The 17,980-nt window shown below is 57.9% G+C and carries 14 protein-coding genes; 6 read left to right on the top strand and 8 right to left on the bottom strand.

What is annotated here, in order from left to right; all coding sequences use genetic code 11:
- Positions 1-54 precede the first annotated feature (54 nt).
- From FAES_RS30500 to FAES_RS12930, 5 genes are all read left to right on the top strand, one after another.
- Positions 55-225, top strand: coding sequence for a hypothetical protein (locus tag FAES_RS30500; RefSeq protein WP_015331668.1), 171 nt, complete (start codon positions 55-57; stop codon positions 223-225).
- A gap of 11 nt (positions 226-236) precedes the next feature.
- On the top strand, positions 237-1,064 hold the full coding sequence (locus FAES_RS12945; RefSeq protein ID WP_015331667.1) for a cbb3-type cytochrome c oxidase N-terminal domain-containing protein: 828 nt from the start codon (positions 237-239) through the stop codon (positions 1,062-1,064).
- 50 nt (positions 1,065-1,114) lie between these two features.
- Positions 1,115-2,602: a cytochrome c oxidase accessory protein CcoG gene (ccoG, locus tag FAES_RS12940; protein ID WP_015331666.1), complete on the top strand. Its 1,488-nt coding sequence runs from the start codon at positions 1,115-1,117 to the stop codon at positions 2,600-2,602.
- Positions 2,603-2,694: 92 nt separating this feature from the next.
- Positions 2,695-3,123: a FixH family protein gene (locus FAES_RS12935; RefSeq protein WP_015331665.1), complete on the top strand. Its 429-nt coding sequence runs from the start codon at positions 2,695-2,697 to the stop codon at positions 3,121-3,123.
- A gap of 2 nt (positions 3,124-3,125) precedes the next feature.
- Positions 3,126-3,827, top strand: a complete 702-nt coding sequence (locus FAES_RS12930; protein WP_229364470.1) for a sulfite exporter TauE/SafE family protein — start codon at positions 3,126-3,128, stop codon at positions 3,825-3,827.
- A 21-nt stretch (positions 3,828-3,848) separates the two neighbouring features.
- Here the strand turns inward: FAES_RS12930 and FAES_RS12925 are convergent, their stop codons facing one another.
- The 3 genes from FAES_RS12925 to gyrB form a co-directional block, all read right to left on the bottom strand.
- A complete protein-coding gene (locus tag FAES_RS12925) occupies positions 3,849-4,157 on the bottom strand; it encodes a Uma2 family endonuclease (RefSeq protein ID WP_015331663.1) in 309 nt (102 codons plus the stop codon).
- Between the two features lie 98 nt (positions 4,158-4,255).
- Positions 4,256-6,598, bottom strand: coding sequence for a polyphosphate kinase 1 (ppk1, locus tag FAES_RS12920; RefSeq protein ID WP_015331662.1), 2,343 nt, complete (start codon positions 6,596-6,598; stop codon positions 4,256-4,258).
- A gap of 220 nt (positions 6,599-6,818) precedes the next feature.
- Positions 6,819-8,828, bottom strand: coding sequence for a DNA topoisomerase (ATP-hydrolyzing) subunit B (gyrB, locus tag FAES_RS12915; RefSeq protein ID WP_015331661.1), 2,010 nt, complete (start codon positions 8,826-8,828; stop codon positions 6,819-6,821).
- Positions 8,829-9,374: 546 nt separating this feature from the next.
- Between gyrB and FAES_RS12910 the strand changes: the two genes are divergently transcribed.
- On the top strand, positions 9,375-9,683 hold the full coding sequence (locus tag FAES_RS12910) for an isoamylase early set domain-containing protein (RefSeq protein ID WP_041257840.1): 309 nt from the start codon (positions 9,375-9,377) through the stop codon (positions 9,681-9,683).
- A 91-nt stretch (positions 9,684-9,774) separates the two neighbouring features.
- Here FAES_RS12910 and FAES_RS12905 read toward each other — a convergent pair whose 3' ends face one another.
- The 5 genes from FAES_RS12905 to FAES_RS12885 form a co-directional block, all read right to left on the bottom strand.
- Positions 9,775-10,719 (bottom strand): hydroxypyruvate isomerase family protein, encoded by a 945-nt coding sequence (locus FAES_RS12905; RefSeq protein WP_015331659.1) that lies wholly within the window; start codon positions 10,717-10,719, stop codon positions 9,775-9,777.
- A 29-nt stretch (positions 10,720-10,748) separates the two neighbouring features.
- On the bottom strand, positions 10,749-10,943 hold the full coding sequence (locus FAES_RS12900) for a hypothetical protein (protein WP_148289356.1): 195 nt from the start codon (positions 10,941-10,943) through the stop codon (positions 10,749-10,751).
- A gap of 24 nt (positions 10,944-10,967) precedes the next feature.
- Positions 10,968-14,057 carry a PVC-type heme-binding CxxCH protein gene (locus FAES_RS12895; protein ID WP_015331657.1) on the bottom strand — a complete coding sequence of 1,030 codons (3,090 nt, stop codon included), beginning with the start codon at positions 14,055-14,057 and terminating at the stop codon, positions 10,968-10,970.
- A gap of 142 nt (positions 14,058-14,199) precedes the next feature.
- Positions 14,200-17,142, bottom strand: coding sequence for a T9SS C-terminal target domain-containing protein (locus tag FAES_RS12890; RefSeq protein ID WP_015331656.1), 2,943 nt, complete (start codon positions 17,140-17,142; stop codon positions 14,200-14,202).
- Positions 17,143-17,302: 160 nt separating this feature from the next.
- On the bottom strand, positions 17,303-17,932 hold the full coding sequence (locus tag FAES_RS12885; protein WP_015331655.1) for a hypothetical protein: 630 nt from the start codon (positions 17,930-17,932) through the stop codon (positions 17,303-17,305).
- Positions 17,933-17,980 lie beyond the last annotated feature (48 nt).

The following is a 17,980-nucleotide window of genomic DNA, read 5'->3' as shown; positions in this document are numbered from 1 at the left end:
AACGCGCCTTGTACACTATACATCGTGCATTAGTCATTAGCCATCCCTGCTCTTATGTTCAAGCAATTCATCTCAAAAATCCCCGGAGCCGACCTCTACATGATCAGTTCCTTCCTGACCTTCTTCGCGTTTTTTCTGCTGGTGGGTCTCTATCTCTGGCTGGCCGACAAGAACCATATGGGTCAGATGAGCCGCCTTCCTCTCGATGATTCTACGTTGCCTTAAACCGTCCTGCCATGTACTTTTCGACACTGTTTGTAAACGCCGGTTTGGCCACCGCCTCCGGCAATGCCCCCGGCAAATCGATCTGGGCCATTGAATCGGGCGAGGAGTTGGTGCTCCTGATTGCGCTGATCACGTTACTGGTGGGCATGGTGCTGGTGGGTTTCCTGTGCGTCTACCTGCTAATCATGCTCAAGGCCATTCTGGCACCGGCGGGTCAGGCTGCAGAGAAACGCACCTTTTGGCAGTACGTTACGGGGTTACGGCCGCTGGCCCAGGAGAAAGAGCTGGTGATGGAACACGCCTACGACGGCATCCACGAACTCGACAACCCCACGCCGCCCTGGTTCATGGGTCTCTTCTACGGCTCCATTGGATTTGCGGTCATCTACCTGCTGCTTTTCCACGTGGTGGGGGTTGGGCAGTCGTCGCTGGCCGAGTACTCCGAAGAAGTACAGATAGCCGAAGTAGCCCGTGAGGCCTACATCCAGAAAGTGGCCGGGTCGATCAACGAGAACACGGTCAAGCTGGTGGGTGACGCCAAATCGCTCGACGCCGGCAAGGTGCTGTTTACGCAAAAATGCGTGGCCTGTCATGGCCAGCAGGCGCAGGGCGGCGTTGGCCCCAACCTGACCGACGAGTACTGGCTGCACGGCGGATCGGTAAAAGCGGTCTACCACACCATCAACGAAGGTGTGCCCGAAAAAGGCATGATGTCGTGGAAGAGCCAGCTCAACCCGTTGCAGGTGCAACAGGTCGCCAGCTACATCCTGTCGCTACAAGGCTCGAAACCCGTTGGTGCCAAAGAACCACAGGGCGAAAAAATGGTCGCGCTTAAGTAGGTACGTTGCTGGCACGTCGCGTGCCAGCTTCTTTAACTCAATCACTCGCTATGAACCTCGACGTTCACGAACCCAGCCCGGTCGATGACTATTTCCGGACCCACCTGCCTAATCAGCTTGAGAACGGCGGCCGTAAATGGCTGTACCCCAAAGCCACTTCGGGGGCGTTTACCCGCTGGCGGACGGTGGTTGGTCTGGAATTGCTGGCTTGCCTGTTTGCTGGGCCGTTTGTGTGGGTCGATGGGCACCCGCTGTTCCTGTTCAATGTGCTGGAGCGCCGGTTTATCGTGTTCGGGGTTACGTTCTGGCCGCAGGATTTCTACCTCGTCGCGATCGGGCTGATCACGTTTACGGTGTTCATCGCCTTTTTTACGGTGATCTACGGGCGGGTGTGGTGCGGCTGGGCCTGCCCGCAAACGATTTTCATGGAAGGGGTCTTTCGGAAAATCGAAACGTGGATTGAAGGCGACTTCACCGCCCGCCGCCGCCTCGATGCGGCCCCCTGGACAACGGAGAAGATGCTGAAAAAGACGGGCAAGCACCTGGTTTTCTTCCTGCTTTCGTTCCTGATCAGCAATACGTTTCTGGCGTACCTGATTGGCCGTGACGCCTGGCTGAGCCTGATCACCGACAACCCCAATCAGCACCTGGCAGGCCTGACGGCGATGCTGGTCTTTACGGGTGTTTTCTACGGCGTGTTTGCCTACCTGCGCGAGATCGTCTGCACGACCATCTGCCCGTATGGGCGGCTGCAAAGCGTAATGCTCGACAAAAATTCGCTGATCGTCGCCTACGACTACATCCGCGGCGAACCAAGGGGGCGCCTTCAGCGCGGGGGGGGCGGGGCCGTTTCCGACGCCGGGATCGCCATTCGTGAAGCGATACCGAACAATCCCAGCCAGCACATCCCTACCACCCCGGCGCCCAAAGGCGATTGCATTGACTGTAAACTGTGTGTTCATGTGTGCCCGACGGGTATCGACATTCGGAACGGCACACAGATGGAATGCATCGGCTGCACAGCCTGCATCGACGTTTGCGACGAGGTGATGACCAAAATCGACCGGCCAACCGGCCTGATTCGGTACGACTCGCAGAAGGGCATTGAATCGCGCCAGCCGTTTCGGTTTACCACGCGCATTGCGGCGTATTCGGCGGTGCTGTTGGGGTTGCTGATCATTTTGGCTAGCCTGCTTATGACCCGCCCGGCGCTCGACGTTACGGTGTTGCGCGCGCCGGGGCAGCTGTACCAGCGCGAAGCCAACGGCCGAATCGCCAACCTGTATTCGCTGGAAGTCATTAACAAAACCTACGGTGCCCTGCCCGTGCGGTTACGCATCAGTCAACCCGATGCGCAGTTGCGATTCGTCCAGCCGCTCAGCACCGTACAGCCCGGCGAACTGGCTAAAACGATGTTCTTCATCAGCCTGCCCGAAGCGACACTGCACGATGCCTCCACCGACCTGCATATCGACGTATTGAGTGGCGACGCGGTCATCGACGAGCTAGATACCCGCTTTTTAGGACCCGCACAGTAACGGCCAACGACTGAAAGCACGAACGAGTGATTTCAGTCAGCCATCTGCCAAATCATCACTCGTTCGCGTGTTTAGTGCTTCTACTTTGACTTATGAACTGGGGAAAATCCATTGTGCTCGTCTTCGTTTTGTTTGCCGGATTCATTGGCACGATGGTCGTTAGCATGAGCCGTCAGCGTATCGATCTGGTCCGCGACGACTACTATCAGGACGAGATCGCGTATCAACAACACATCGACCGCGTTGCCAACGCGGCTCGCTTAACCAACAAGGTTCCCATGACGTACCTTGCCGACACCCAGGAAGTAGCGGTTTTCCTGCCCGCTTCACTTCGCAAAGGGACCCTCCTGTTTTACCGCCCCGCCGACCGGGTCCAGGATTTCAAAGTCAAAATTCCGCAGGACCACACCGCTCGTCAGCTTGTATCGACCAAGGGGCTGTTGAAAGGCCATTGGCGCGTGCAGTTCACGTGGTCCGACGGGCAGCGTGACTACTACACCGAGCAGGAACTCTTTTTATGAGTATGGCCTGGCTTCTGGCAGCCCTCACAACGGGCCTGGTGGGTAGTCTGCACTGCGTGGGTATGTGCGGTCCGCTGGCCATGGCCCTGCCCCTGGGCCGACTCCCCTACCATCAGCGATGGCTGGGTACGTTGGTTTACCACGCTGCCCGGCTCATAGCCTACGCGAGTCTGGGCGCGGCGATTGGCGGGCTGGGGCAAGGGTTGCACTGGCTCGGCTGGCAGCGCTCGGTATCGGTGGGGGCGGGCGTCTTTTTGCTGTCGCTGACGGTGCTGCAACGGGGGCATTGGGGCAGTCTGACGGCGCGCCTGTCGTCGCGGTGGCTCATGGGCCCGATGGCGCGCTGGCTGCAACGGCCTTCGCTACTATCATTTGCGGGCCTGGGCTTGCTCAACGGTTTTTTGCCCTGTGGCTTTGTATACGTAGCGATGGCGGGTGCCATCACTACGGGGCAGGCGGTGCCCAGTGCCTTCTACATGCTGGCTTTTGGGCTGGGTACGTTGCCAGCGCTCCTGGCTATTCGCGCGTTACCGACGCTGTTTCCGAGTCAGGTACGTCAGCGCTTCACCCGGCTCATGCCCTTTTTCACCGTTGGCCTCGGCCTGTTGCTGCTTGGCCGTGGGTTGTATCAGCCGCCCGCTGCCGAAGCCAAACCGGGAGCTATTCCCGTTTGCCACGGACCATTGGTACTAAAACAGCGTTAAGGCAAGCCCAGACAGCACCGGCTAACCCGGCAACGTCGTTACGTTTGTGATTTCCTCGACCGGCCCATTGTGACGGTAGACACAGGCCGTGCGCGCGTCAGGATCGATGAGCCAGCCCAGTTGCACGCCGTTACTCAGCCAATCGAGGTCGGGCAGGTGGTCAGAAGGCAATGTCAATTCCAGCGCGAAATCCGGGCAGAGGGGCACAAACCGGCGGCGTTCTTCGTCGGTCAGCGCCTCCCAACGTACCCGCCACGTCCGGCGACGGCACCGATGTATCCGACCGGAAGGCCGTTGGTGAATCGAAGAAATAGCTCCATTCCGAGTCATCAGGCTTCAAGCCATTGGCTTGGTTGTCATTGATGATCACAATGAATGACTACGAATGACAACCAGTGACCATTAATGACAACCAATACCGATATCCCTTAAATCGTGGCAATGGTGCGTTCGCTGCCTTCAACCAGATTGGCAGGTACGTCGACGGGCGGCTCAATGATTTCATCGAACAGTTGGGCCTGCATCACATCGGCCTCTGTTACGTTGAAAAAGGCCTCCTGCATGTTGAAAGGGGCTTCGCCTTCGGCCGGTTCACACTTTTTGTAGGTGCCATCTTCCTGAAGCTCGTAGGCGTTCACCGTATCGTGCAGGTTGTATTCCAGAATCAGGATGGCCTGTTGCCGCACCCGCACATCGGCGAGGTAAAACAGCGATTCGATCCGGCGGTCGAAGCTCCGCACCATCACGTCGGCGCTGCCGCCGTAGATCTTCGGCTCACCCGCGTTGTGGAAGTAAAAGAGCCGCGTATGCTCCAGGTAATCGCCCACGATCGACCGGAGGGTGATGTTTTCGCTCAGCCCTTTGCGCCCCGGACGCAGGCAGCAGATTCCGCGCACGATCAGCCGGATGGGTACACCTGCCTGCGAAGCCGCATACAGCTCATCAATGACCGTTTTATCTTCCAGCGAGTTGATCTTGATGCAGATGCCGCTGGGCAACCCACGCCGGGCGAGGTCGGCCTCCGTGCGGATCAGGTCAATCAACTGGTTGCGCATGTCACGCGGGGCGGTGATCAGGTAATCATACCGACTCGGCAATGAATGCCCCGTGATGACGTTGAAAAACTCCGAGATGTCGTTGGTGTACGTTTCACTCGTCGTAATCAGCCCAATGTCAGTATACATCCGGGCGGTGTCTTCGTTGTAGTTACCGCTCGACAGGTGGGCGTAACGCACCACTTTACTGCCTTCGTTACGGACCACCAGTAGCAGTTTGGTGTGCGTTTTGAACCGGCTGATGCCATAAATCACGAAGCAGCCCGCCTTTTGCAGCCGTTGCGCTTCGCGGATGTTGTTTTCCTCATCGAAACGCGCTTTCACTTCAAACAACACCGACACGTGCTTTCCGTTTTCGGCGGCTTTCAGCAAGGCTTCCGTAATGCGCGACCGCTTAGCCAGCCGGTACACCGTCAGCTTGATCGCCAGCACCTGTGGATCTTCGGCGGCCTGTTCCAGCAGTTGCAGCACCGGCTCGAAGTTGTTGTACGGGTGGTGCATCAGGATATCACGCTCCCGCACCGCCTCGAAAATGTCCCCGATTCGTTCGCGTTCCAGCCCGACGGGTGGCACCGACGGATGCGGCGCGGGCATATCATTTTTGAACTCCGGGTGGCGGATAATCTGCCACAAACTCGTGAAATCGATGAGCGTGTCGACCGGGAAGATGTTGTAATCGTCGATCTCCCAGCGCTTTTTCAACAGGTTGATCATCCATTCCGAGGCCGACGACTGCGTAGCGCCCGCCTCGACTTCGACCCGCACCACGCGACCCAGCCGACGGTTTTTGATCTTTTGCTTGATTTCATCCAGAAAATCGGCTTCGACGTCGTCGTTTTCTTCCAGGGTGAAATCACCGTTACGCGAAATGCGGAACAGGTTTACCGACCAGATTTCGACGTTGCGGTAGAGCTTGCTGATGTGCTGCCGAACAATCTCTTCGATGGGCAGAAACGCGATCTGCTCGTCGCGCTCAAACACCATGAAGCGGGGCAGGTTGGCCGGTATCTGCACAAATGACAGCCGTTGGTTATCGCTGTCATCGTCGGGCGTAGGATCGTGAAAATCACCCGAGGGTGTGTACGTCACTACGCCGAAGATGAGCACCTTGGCCAGCAGCACCGGGAAGGTGTGCGTGTAGTCGTAGAGCATGGGCGTGAGCGTCGGGTAGATCGTTCGGTCGAAATACGACGACGCCTGTTGCCGTTCAGCCTCACTCAGGTCGCTGTACTTGATCAGGGCCAGCCCATTCTCGGCAAACAGCGGCATGAGGTCATTCATGAAGACCGCCTGCTGATCGGTGTTGAACTGTTGCAACGCCCGGAACAGCATTTTCCGAAACGGTCCCTCGCGCAGCCCCGAATAATCGACGCGCTCTTTATGGTAGTCGATGTAGTTATACAGACTCCCAACCCGAATACTGAAGAATTCGTCGTTGTTGGAGTCGGTAATGGCTAGAAACTTGAACCGCTCCATCAGGGTGCGGTTCGGGTGCCGGGCCTGATCAAGCACCCGCTCGTTGAATTTGATCCAGCTCAGGTCACGGCTGAGGTAGTCACTTTGGTCAATGACACTACTCGCCCGGTCAGTCACCTTGTCGGGGGTGCGGTCAGTACTCGTGTCGGCGCGACCTGCGGTCGTCTCGGCACGCTGAGTCAGGCGGGAGACAAGGTTACCGATTAGGTTGCGGCCCCGGGATTGATTCGGATATCGCATGAGTTCAGAAAAGTGGGTGGTTTGTAAGGCAACGCGGATTGATCGGATTCAAGCAGATTTTCGCGTATTAAATTATTGTAATGCGCCTGTCCGTGAAAGCTCCTGAGCCTTTCGGGTCCATTAGTATGGGCACCACTAAGCCGCGCCAATCCATCTGATCTGCTCAATCCGCGTTGTGTTTATTAACAAAAAACCGGGCTAACTGACCCGGTTTTTTTTACTAAATATCAATCTTGGCGTACTTGGCGTTTCGCTCGATGAAATCGCGTCGGGGGGCGACTTCGTCGCCCATGAGCATCGAAAAGACGTGGTCAGCATCAGCGGCCGACTCGATGGTCACCAGCTTCAGACTTCGACTCGTGGGGTCCATCGTCGTTTCCCAGAGTTGCTCGGCGTTCATCTCGCCAAGCCCCTTGTACCGCTGGATGTGCACCGCTTCTTCACGGCCGCTACCGGCCAGTTCGCGCACGGCCGTTTCGCGCTGCGCTTCGGTCCAGCAATAGCGCTGATCCTTGCCTTTCTTCACCAGATAAAGCGGCGGTTGGGCAATGTATACGTACCCACTTTCGATCAGCAGGCGCATGTTACGGAAGAACAACGTCAGCAGCAGTGTCCGGATGTGGCTACCGTCGACGTCGGCATCGGTCATGATGATGATCTTGTGGTAGCGGAGCTTGTCGAGGTTCATCACCGTTTCGTCGCCCTGCTTTTCCAGACGTACCCCCAGGGCCGTCCAGATATTTTTGATCTCTTCGTTCTCGTAGATCTTGTGCTCCATGGCTTTCTCCACGTTCAGGATCTTACCACGCAGCGGCAGAATCGCCTGGAACGCCCGGTTACGGCCCTGCTTGGCCGAACCACCGGCCGAGTCACCTTCCACCAGATAGAGTTCGCATTTTTCGGGATCGGTATCCGAGCAGTCGGCGAGTTTACCCGGCAGGCCGGCGCCACCCATGAAATCCTTGCGCTCAGTCATGATGCGCGAGTAGGCCAGATCGGCGGCAATCCGGGCCTGCGCCGAGATCAGCACTTTCCGCACAATGGCCTGTGCTTTCTTGGGGTTCTCTTCGAGCCACTGTTCGAGCATTTCGCCCACTACCTGGCTCACGGCGCTCACCACATCCTGGTTACCCAGTTTGCCTTTGGTCTGCCCTTCAAACTGCGGCTCCTGCACTTTCACCGATACCACGGCTGTGAGGCCCTTGCGGAAATCACCGCCTTCGAACTTCACCTTCGTGGCGTTCTTGGGCACCAGACCGGGGTTACGCTCCAGGTATTTACCAAACACCCGCGTGATGGCCGAGCGGAAGCCCTGCACGTGCGTGCCGCCCTCGTGGGTATTGATGTTGTTTACATACGACTGTACGTTCTCGCCAGCCTCCATGTTGTACACCATCGACACCTGTACGGGCGTGCTGCCCTTGTCGCTTTCCATGTAGATGGGTTCCATGCCATCGAGGGCCGCGCGGGTTTCGTCGAGGTATTTTACAAACTCGATCAGCCCGCCTTCCGAATGGAATTCCTGCTGATTGATGGGGTTCCCCTGCTCGTCGAGTTCGCGCATGTCGGTGAGGACAATGCGGATGCCTTTGTTCAGATACGCCAGTTCGCGCAGGCGACCCGCTACCGTGTCGAAGCGGTATACCGTCGACTCGGTAAAGATGGTTTCGTCGGGCTTGAAGTGAACCGTCGTGCCGGTGTCGTCGGCCGTACCGATCTCCCGCACGTCGTACTGCGGATGGCCGATGTGGTACTCCTGTTCGTAGGCTTTGCCGTCGCGGTGCACTTCCACGCGCAGGCGGGTCGAGAGGGCATTCACGCAGGAAACACCCACGCCGTGCAGACCACCCGATACTTTATATGTGTCTTTGTCAAACTTGCCCCCGGCGTGCAGCACCGTCATCACCACTTCGAGTGAGTTACGGCCCGTTTGCCGGTTCATGCCGACCGGAATACCCCGGCCGTTGTCTCTGACGGTAATGGAATTATCTTCGTTAATCGTGACCTGAATGGTGTCGCAATAACCGGCCATCGCTTCGTCGATCGAATTATCGACTACTTCCCAGATCAGGTGGTGCAGGCCTTTAACCCCTACGTCGCCGATGTACATGGCCGGACGTTTCCGAACGGCTTCAAGACCTTCAAGTACCTGAATATTATCGGCCCCGTAGTTGGCCCGCGAGGGGTCGGCTACTTCCTGAATGTCTGCGTCAACAACTTCGTTTGTCATGCGGTATTTGTGTATGTAGTTAGGCAAAAATCGGGGCGCGGGACAACCGCCGGAAAGGCGATAAAGCAGCACGTGAGTTCCCCGTATTCAGCTTGTAAAAATACAAAAATAATTGATCATTTCCCAGCGAAATCGCAAGCGATATCTTGTTAAAATGAAGTTTTTAACCAAGCATCAGGCTTCGTTATTTTCTATAAGCAATTAGCCGGCTTACCGACCAAATTTTGCGCCATTGCCGCAATGCCCCGATTACCGCTCTCCGCAGGCGTGCCTTCAGAAAACGAGCTGGCTTGTCGTGTTTACAAATCAAATCAGTCGGTACTCTTATGGTAAGCAAAGCAAGCAAGCCGATTACAAATTGAGCCAGACGGAAAAATGCTTTTGCCTGTCTCCCTGCCTATAATAACGCTAAAAAAATGATGCGCAGATTGAAACTGTACGATAACAAATTGAACTATATAAAGAATATAATCTTGTAAAAGACTAATAATTAGCATTTTAAAAATGTACCGATATAATTTTGCACCACATCAAAACATTTACGTCATGGCCACTGCCAAACAATTTTTGAAAAGTAAGCCTGTTGCCAAAGTAACGTTTGAACTTCCCGCCGAAGCGGTTAACGGCGCGAAGGTGGTTTCGCTCGTTGGCGAGTTCAACGATTGGGACGTGACCGCACAACCGCTGAAAAAGCAAAAAGACGGTTCGTTCAAAACAACGGTAGAACTTCCCATCGGCACTGAATATCAATACCGTTTCGTTATCGATGGCCAAACTTGGGAGAACGACTGGGCTGCCGATAAATACGTAGCCAGCGGCATTTCGGCCGACGAGAATTCAGTCGTCGTACTGTAAGAAAAAGGGAGTAAACAGCGCGGCACGGAATGCATCCAGAAAACGTAAATTCTGGATGCATTCCGTGCCGCGCTGTTTACTCCCTTTTTTACTAAATCTGAAAATTATCCGACTCTACGTACGCCCTGATTAAGGCCTCTTCGCCTTCCTTACCGGGGCGGGAGTTGCCGTGCTCCATCCCAAAAATGAACGTGCGGTTGGTCACTTTGGCTTTGTCGTAGATGTGCTTGAAAATATTCTTGTAATTGATCTCGCCGGTAGTTGGTTCTTTCCGGCCGGGGTTGTCACCCATCTGGAAGTAGCCGATCTCGTCCCAGGCCCAATCGATGTGCGGGATGATGTGCCCTTCATTCTTCTGCATGTGATAGATGTCGAACAGCACCTTGCAGGCGGGGCTGTTTACGGCCCGGCAAATCTCATAGGTCTGGTCGGAGGTGCGCAGAAACAGGTTGGGTGTGTCACTGAGGGGTTCCAGCACCATCGTCAGACCCGCCGGCGCCAGGATGTCGGCACCCCGCCGCAGCGCATCGATCACGTGCCCCGTCTGAATCCCGATGGGCAGATTTCGTTCGAAATCGCCCGGTACAACGGTCATGAACTTGGCATTGCACCGCTTGGCCGTATCAACAGCACGGCGGCAGCCATTCAGGAAGATATCGATGTATTCCTTCTTACCGGCCGCCAGCGAGTTTTGTCCGTTGCCGCCTTTATCGACGACAAACACGCCCATCTTCATGCCGAGCCGGTCCAACTCTTTGCCTATCTTTTCCTGCATGGCGGGCTCGCGCCCCATCATGCCGTTGTCTTCGAGGGCGGTGAATCCCTGATCGGCCATGAATTTAAGCTGATCAATAGGGTCTTTGCCCGCGCTGTTCTCAAACATGCCAAAGTGAGGGGCATAATCCAGCTTAAACTTGTTTTTGGCGGCAGAAGCGGCCTGTGAGACGGGGCCTGCTGTGGCGGGGTAGGTACGTCCAGCCAGAACAGCGCCTGTGGCACCGAGAGCCAGCTTCAGAAAATCGCGACGTTGGGTCATTGGAGAAATTCAGGATTTAAGACTATTTATTACTGGTTAGCCAATTGGTGCGCCATGGCCTTGACGCGATCAACTGGTACTTCGGCAATCTCAGCTAGTTGCTCATGCGTCAGCAGGCCTTTTTGAAGCATACTACCGATGCGCTGGTCTTCTGCTTCGTTTCTACCGAGTGCTTCACCCGGCTTGAAGCAGATGTCATTTTCCGGCTTATAGACTAGTGTCATTTTCTCGGAAACGCTTATGACCAATTACTGCTTCCGCTTCAAGGTGCTCAGGTATTCGACCAGATCGACCAGTTCCTGGGTGGCCATCGCCTCTTGCAGGCCCGACGGCATCATCGACGAATCGATTTGCTTCATCTTGACGACATCGGCCATTTTGAAGTTTTGCACCATGCCACCGGGAAATTTCATCTGCAAATCGGTCTCGGTTTTGCTCGATACAATGCCCATCTGCGTACTGCCGTCTTTGAATTTTACCTCGTAACCTTCATAGCCGAAGCTGATGCCCGCGTCGGGGTACAGGATGGCCAGATACTGCCCGTCTTTACCCAACTTACTACCGATTTCAGAGAGCTTTGGACCAAAATCCTGCCCGTCACCGTTGATCTGATGACAAACCGAGCAATTGGTTTTGTAGACCGTCAGGCCACGCGTGGCGTCGCCGTTCATCGCCAGCAATTCAGTTACGCCGGGCAGTTTTTTGGTCGACGCCGTTTGTGCCCCATCCAGGTATTTGGCGGCTTCGGTGCGTACGCTTTTGCGCCAGGCCGTTGCTACGCCCTGATAGGCCGCTCCCTTCAGCTCGCCTTTCAATTGACCAGTCTTGAGAAGGTCAATTACCAGTTCTTCACCATCCCAGCTACCGCCGATCATCCGCGCCGCCTGCCGCCGGATCGCCATCGGGCGTTTGGCATCGGTGGCTACGGTTTTCAGCATCGACAACGACTCTTTGGTCCCCACACGGCGTAGGGCGGTCAGCATGTTGTTGGTGGCCTCTGCATCCGTGCCGTTGATACTCTGCCAGACCAGCGCGCTGCCTTTCTGCTTGAGCAACTGCCGGGTCGCGTCGTTCCCCACGTTATCGGCCGGTTTTTGCAGGGCAAGCTGCCACAGGCGTTTATTCTCGGTAGCGGGTTCGTACCGCTGCACCAGTTCGATGTACTCGGGTGTGCCATACGTCTGGTCGAGCAGCGCCTGAAGGGCCTGCTTGGCCGCGGCATTACCCGTAACGAAAGCCGGGTCGAGGTGGCGCAGGGCCAGCCGGGTAATTTCTTCGCTTTTCTGGGCCTGAAGCAGCGCCAGCAGCGCCGCTGATTTCTCCGTTTTGCCGGGGTTGAAATCAAACGCCCGGAAGTAGCGCAGCCGGTCGTTGAGCGGCACGGTGGTTTCGCCCGCCAGCCGGGCCAGCAGGGGCACCGACGCTTTGGTGCGCGCCCGCCAGACAATATCGCGGCCACCGGCATTGGCCAGCGGATCATTTACCTGATTGAGGTAAGCGGCGTAGTAACTATCCCACTGGTTATCAGCTCCAATCCCGAGCGCTTCCAGGTACCAGCGATCCTTGCCGTCGTGCTGCGCGGCCAGTTGGGCCCACAGCGCCGGGGCTTCGGGCGATTGGCTGCGGTGTAGCGCAATGGCGCATTCCCGACGTACCTGCGCGTCGGCGTCCTTTACGAGTTGTTTAACGTACCTGGGTACGTCCCCTTTTTGTTCCCGGGCAGCCCGTAGCGCCGTAATACGGATATTTGGGTCGGCGTCGGTCAGGGCTTTTTCGATATACTGCGTGCCTTTGCCCGGTAATTGGCTCAGCAGCCAGAGCGCCCGGGCTTTCATGCGCGGGTTGCTGGCAGTGGCGTACAGTTTGGCCAGTGGCTGCTCAGCCTTGAGGCCGAGGGTATGCAGGGCGGTCCAGCCCAGATAGCGCGCCGACATATTGGGGCTCTGAAGCGCGTTGATCGCCCCATCGACGGTCGACACGTCGGTGCTGGGTACGTTCCAGGGCGTGTTGGGTGGGGCAATGCGGAAGATGCGACCCCGATCCTGATCGCCCGCCTGGTGCCCGCCCACGCCGGGGTCATACCAGTCGGCAATCAGCAACGAGCCATCGGGCGCCACGCACACGTCCGACGGGCGGAACCACTGGTCGCGCACGCCTTCAACGAGGTTAGCGATGGTAGCTTTGTAACCCGCACCATTGGGCGTGACCGGATACGACCGCACCACGTTTGGCCCCGCATCGCAGTGAATGACCTGATTCTGGAACTGGACGGGTAACAGCGAGCCTTCGTAAACGACGATGCCCGTGGGTGACCCGGCGCCCGTCTGCAACAGATTGGGCACAACGCCGGGGTCGTTGAGGTGCCAGTGACGGAACGGAATCTCGGCCTCCATGTTGGTCCGGTTGGCGCGCCAGCCGGCGCCGGTGAGTTCGTCGGTATAGCCGTAGTTGCCATACTCCATCATGTAGTTGATCCGAACGCTCTTGTTGCCGTCGTCGTCGTTGTCACTCTGCCAGAGCGTGCCGTAGGAGTCGACCGCCACTTCGAAGTTGTTCCGAAAATTCTGGCCCAGCACTTCTACGCCCGAGCCATCGGGGTTGCAGCGCAACACCATCCCCTGCCGATAGTTCTGGGCATCGATGGGGCGGCCGGTCGTTACGTCGATGACTGGTTTGCCCGTTTTGTCTTTCAGTTGCTTGCCTTCGTTGCCGAAATTGAAATACCATTTTCCGTCGGGTCCGAAGACAAACGCGTGCATGCCGTGATCGTGCTGATCACCGTCGATACCCGTGAAGAGCAGTTCTTTTCGGTCGGCTTTATCGTCGCCGTTATCGTCGGTAAAGACCCAGACGTTAGGGCTGTTGGACACAATCACTTTGTTGCCCTGCACCCAGATGCCCAGCGGCGACTGAAGTTCTTTACCCTGGTAAAAGACCTTGCTCACGTCGGCGGTGCCATCACCGTTCTGATCTTCCAGAATCACGATGCGGTCGCCTTCCTGATGGGTCGGATTACCATTGATGGCAGGGCGGTAGTTGTAGGCTTCACACACCCATACCCGCCCCCGCGCATCCACGTCGATGTTGGTTGGGTTTTTGAGCATGGGTTCGGCGGCAACCAGCGACGCCTGCAGGCCAGCGGCTACACTGAGGCTGGCGACGGCGTTTTTCGGATCGTGTTTATCGTCGTCGGACAGGGTCGAGAAGAAGCGGTCCAGAAAGGAAACCGATGCCCGGCTTATATCCCGATTCTGATACGCGCCGGCGAAAAGAACCCCGGCCGTTACGGTTGCCACCGCCGTGCGCCGAATTGATTGTCTGGTGTGCAGCAAAGCCATCTAGTAGTTTGAACAGTCTGTTTCTACACAAAGAGACAAACGGCCGAATTTTAACAGCCTACCTACCAATTAAAAAGAAGCGCGGTCACCACCCGTACTGGTTGGCTGACCGCGCTTCTGTCGATTAACTTGAAAAAACGCCTTATCGCATACCAATGGCGTCGCGGATGAGTTGCACATAACCCTTCTGCAACTGCGGGGCGGCGTTTCGCTGCAAGCCCGCATACACCACCCGCACCTCGTAGTAGTACAACCCACCGGGCAGGTCTTTACCACTCGTGGTCTGCCCGTTCCAGCCCAGCACCGGCCCGGCCGATTCGTAGACCTTCACGCCCCAGCGGTTGTAGATCACCACCTCCACTCGCTCCACAAACCGAGGACACCGCAACGGCGTAAACACATCGTTCTTGCCGTCCCCGTTGGGGGTGAACAGGTTCGGCAAGGCAAACAACGGGCAGATGTCCTTGCACACCCGGTTGCTGGGCCCGCTCTCCAGACCCCGGTTGTTCACCGCCCGCACCTCATAACAGCCCGCCACCGTGGTCAGATTCTGATGCACAAACGTGGTGGTCGGGGCCGGGATGTTGGCCAGCAGCCGCAGGCTGTCACCCTCATAGCGGGCATAGTACAGGTTGTAGGAGGCGATGCGCGCGTCGCAGGCCTGCCCCCCCACCTGGGTGGGGTAGCTCCAGCTTAAGGTGTTGGCAAAGCTCGTCTGGTTGCAGAAGGCGTCGGGGGCCAGACTGGCGCAGTTGAGCTGATCCACCGTCAGGGCCGGGGCACAGGGCCGGGTGGTGTCGCCCGGCGAGGCGCACTGGATCTGACTGTAGTTGAGCAACCGCCCCGTGCGAGCCCGGATGGTGGGGTCGGCATACTGGCCCACCGTCTGCACCCGGTAGCAATAGCTGCTGTCCAGCGAGAGGGCCCCACTGGTGTTGCCGTCGGAGGCCACCAGGTCGGCCCCGCTGTCCACGTAGCGGTAGGTGGCCGGGCCCTGCACGGCCACCTGGGCGATCAGGTTGAAGGGGCCCGCCGGGCCCGTGCGACTCCGATACACCAGGTGCGTCTGATTGTCGTTGCTCCAGGGCACAGCGGCCGCCCAGCTCAGCTCGATGAGGCGGATGCCGCCCGTGGCGCTCAGCCGCACGCTGTTGGCGATCTCGGTGGTCTCCTGGCGCAGCAACTGGCCGTTGACGGTGGTGTAGAACTCCAGCCGGTAGCGGTAGACGGCCCCGGCGGTGTTCACCCCCCGGTCCACATAAACGGTGTCCACCACCGAGGGCAGCAGCCCCGTGTTGACCGCCGTCAGCTGGGTGAAGGCCGTGCTGGTGGCCCCCTCGGCCCGCAGCAGCCGGTACTGGAAGGGACCGCCCCCGTCGGCGGGGTTGAGCCCGATGGGCCGGCTCCAGCGCACGGTGATCACCCCGCGGCCCGCGCCGGTGGCCGGTCCGGTGCTATCGACGGTGACCTGGGTGAGGACCGGGGCCAGCAGCGGCAGGCTTAGGCACACGCCTGCCGAGACGACGCTCTCCCCCCCGGTGGGCAGGGCGAATTGGGCCACGATGCGGTAGGTGTAGCTCACACCCCGCCTAAGGTTGGTGGTGTCGGTGAAGGTAGTCGCCGTCAAGGGCACGCTGCCGATGCGGGTGTAGCCCGAGAGGATGCCCGTGGTGCAAGAGGGCGGGTTGCGCGTGTCGCAGCCTTCCTGACGATACACGATCATCTGCGAGGGCTGCTGATCGGCGGGGGGTGTGGGGGGCAGGCAGCTGTAGCCGCTCCAGTTGAGCTGGATGGCCCGCCCGCTGGTGCCCACCCCGGCCAGGGGGCGGGCCGTCAGGTTCTGGGGGCGGGGGGCGATGAGCCGCACCCCGAAGGTCTCGTAGGAGTTGAGCGAGAAGGCCGTGCCCCGGGGGGGCTGGTCGGTGGCCTTGATGGTGATCTGGTAGGGGTCCTGCCGCAGCTGGCTGCAGTTGGTCTGCCAGGAGAAGGTGCCTGTAGCGGGCGAAGGCTGGGAGGCCGCCGGGGTGAGGGTGGCGTAGGCGGGGGGCAGCAGGGCGGGGGCATACTGGGTGCCCTCGGGGGTGCGGTTGAAGGGCCCGCCGTAGCCCTGCAACAGGATGCGGTTGCCATCGGGATCGGTAGCGCGGATGGCCTGGGTGATGAGGCTGCCCGCCTCGGCGCAGATGTCGGCGATGGGGTCGATGAGGGGTCGTTTGTTGGGTCCGTCGAGGACGATGACCTGCACGTCGCGGGTGATCTCCCCGATCAAGACGCCCTGTCGCCACTCCTGGATGACGAAGGCGTAGTTGTACTGGCCGGCCTCGACGGGGGCGTCCCAGCAGACGTCGCCGGTGCGGGGGTCGACGGTGAAGGTGGCTGGCGAGCCCCCCGCCTCGGTCCGACCCGGTGCCCCAATCACATTAGGCAACTGGTAGGCAGGCACAGGCAAGGAGCGGCAGGCAGCGGGGCTCACATCATCTTCCCCCTGCGCCCGTTGAGGCGTGGCGATACGATAGGAAAGGCTGTCGCCATCGGGGTCGAAGGCGGCGGGGTTGTGGCAGTAGCGCTGGCCGATTTTGGCCGAATCGACAGGTGCGTTGAGCAGCACGGGGTTCGAATTCAACCCCAGCGATGCATTGGCAAAAATCGTTGTCGACACGAAGAAGTTGACGTTAAGCGAGTTGCCGTTGTTGATGTTGCGGGTGTTGTCGTTACGGTTGATAACCCGTGCCGAGATGGTATAGACGCCTCCCCCGGCGTAGGTGTACACAAACCGGTAGATATTGATCGTGGTGGCGTTGTTCAGAAAGCGAATTGGCCGTAACCGGGGTACGTTCTGCTGGGTGCCATCGCCCAAACAGAACAGCACCTGATCGGCGGCGGCGGCAGCGGTTTGTCCGTTCTGCACGTCATAGTAAGCCGTCAGGGTAATCTCGTAGGTCAGGGCCGAACCCGAGCCCGAACTGGGCAACCGCCGGGTTGTGATCTCGCCCGCCCGCACGTGCGTAGCCTGCAAGGTGGTGGGGCAAAGGATACCTACGCCTACCAGCAACGCCAGCAGCCAACCCATGTATATTGATCTCATAGAGCAGAAAGTAGTCGTTTTGTTATCAACGTTTCAGCGATGCAAATAGATATGAAAAAGGCGAAAAGGGTATCAGCGCGCCTGTTTTTACCGGAACGACGCGACTAACCGGCAACTGACGAAGCGGCTCGCTCTCTCCGTCTAGTTCTATCAGGTACGTTCACTGGCCGGGTAGCGGATACATTGGCAGGTCAACGCCTATACTCACCATCGGGAACGAGTGGTACGCATTATAATTCCATCGCCCGACAACTGCAACCCGGGTACGTTTCCGCGCGAACGGTGCAATCGAATAGTCAAGCTGAATCGGTACGTTCAGATACCGCTCGTAGCGGTAATCATAGTGAGTCCCGCTAAAAAAGCCGGAAGAGCTTTTGACATTAGGGTCAACTACCAGCAAATAGTCGGCACCACTCGACAGCGTCAGTTTTTGCGAATGTACCGTGTTGAGAATTGACCGTCCAACCAGCAAACCAACATACTGATGACTATACCTTGAGTACCCACCCAGGAGACTCCAACCGATGGGCTGAGTGGGATATTTAGCATCCCGAAAGTCAAGTGCGCCACCCTCAACAGCAATGCGCCATTGATCCTGAAACAGAACGGATAGTTCACCCGACAACGCGAAAGGGGCTCCAAACAGCACATTTGGTTTGTTGCCGATGCCAATACCCGCGTTGAACCGTATGGCCACTGCCGTAACAAGCGGGGTCTTCAACTGGGTCGTCGACTGAGCCAGCAGTAGCGCCGGACCGACCAGCAACCAACAAGTCAGCAGGTGTTTCATACCCGATCGGCTCAGCAGGCTGGCTGCCGTTGCTGGCGAGCTCGGCAG

This window comes from Fibrella aestuarina BUZ 2 (assembly GCF_000331105.1).
GTDB classification, from domain to species: domain Bacteria; phylum Bacteroidota; class Bacteroidia; order Cytophagales; family Spirosomataceae; genus Fibrella; species Fibrella aestuarina.
The sequence above is the reverse complement of the archived record's forward strand: the minus strand, read 5'-3'. Positions and strand labels throughout refer to the sequence as shown.

Coding starts and splice junctions, on each gene's coding strand:
- FAES_RS30500 (WP_015331668.1), top strand. CDS start 55: ATGTTCAAGCAATTCATCTCAAAAATCCCCGGAGCCGACCTCTACATG.
- FAES_RS12945 (WP_015331667.1), top strand. CDS start 237: ATGTACTTTTCGACACTGTTTGTAAACGCCGGTTTGGCCACCGCCTCC.
- ccoG (WP_015331666.1), top strand. CDS start 1,115: ATGAACCTCGACGTTCACGAACCCAGCCCGGTCGATGACTATTTCCGG.
- FAES_RS12935 (WP_015331665.1), top strand. CDS start 2,695: ATGAACTGGGGAAAATCCATTGTGCTCGTCTTCGTTTTGTTTGCCGGA.
- FAES_RS12930 (WP_229364470.1), top strand. CDS start 3,126: ATGGCCTGGCTTCTGGCAGCCCTCACAACGGGCCTGGTGGGTAGTCTG.
- FAES_RS12925 (WP_015331663.1), bottom strand. CDS start 4,157: ATGACTCGGAATGGAGCTATTTCTTCGATTCACCAACGGCCTTCCGGT.
- ppk1 (WP_015331662.1), bottom strand. CDS start 6,598: ATGCGATATCCGAATCAATCCCGGGGCCGCAACCTAATCGGTAACCTT.
- gyrB (WP_015331661.1), bottom strand. CDS start 8,828: ATGACAAACGAAGTTGTTGACGCAGACATTCAGGAAGTAGCCGACCCC.
- FAES_RS12910 (WP_041257840.1), top strand. CDS start 9,375: ATGGCCACTGCCAAACAATTTTTGAAAAGTAAGCCTGTTGCCAAAGTA.
- FAES_RS12905 (WP_015331659.1), bottom strand. CDS start 10,719: ATGACCCAACGTCGCGATTTTCTGAAGCTGGCTCTCGGTGCCACAGGC.
- FAES_RS12900 (WP_148289356.1), bottom strand. CDS start 10,943: ATGACACTAGTCTATAAGCCGGAAAATGACATCTGCTTCAAGCCGGGT.
- FAES_RS12895 (WP_015331657.1), bottom strand. CDS start 14,057: ATGGCTTTGCTGCACACCAGACAATCAATTCGGCGCACGGCGGTGGCA.
- FAES_RS12890 (WP_015331656.1), bottom strand. CDS start 17,142: ATGAGATCAATATACATGGGTTGGCTGCTGGCGTTGCTGGTAGGCGTA.
- FAES_RS12885 (WP_015331655.1), bottom strand. CDS start 17,932: ATGAAACACCTGCTGACTTGTTGGTTGCTGGTCGGTCCGGCGCTACTG.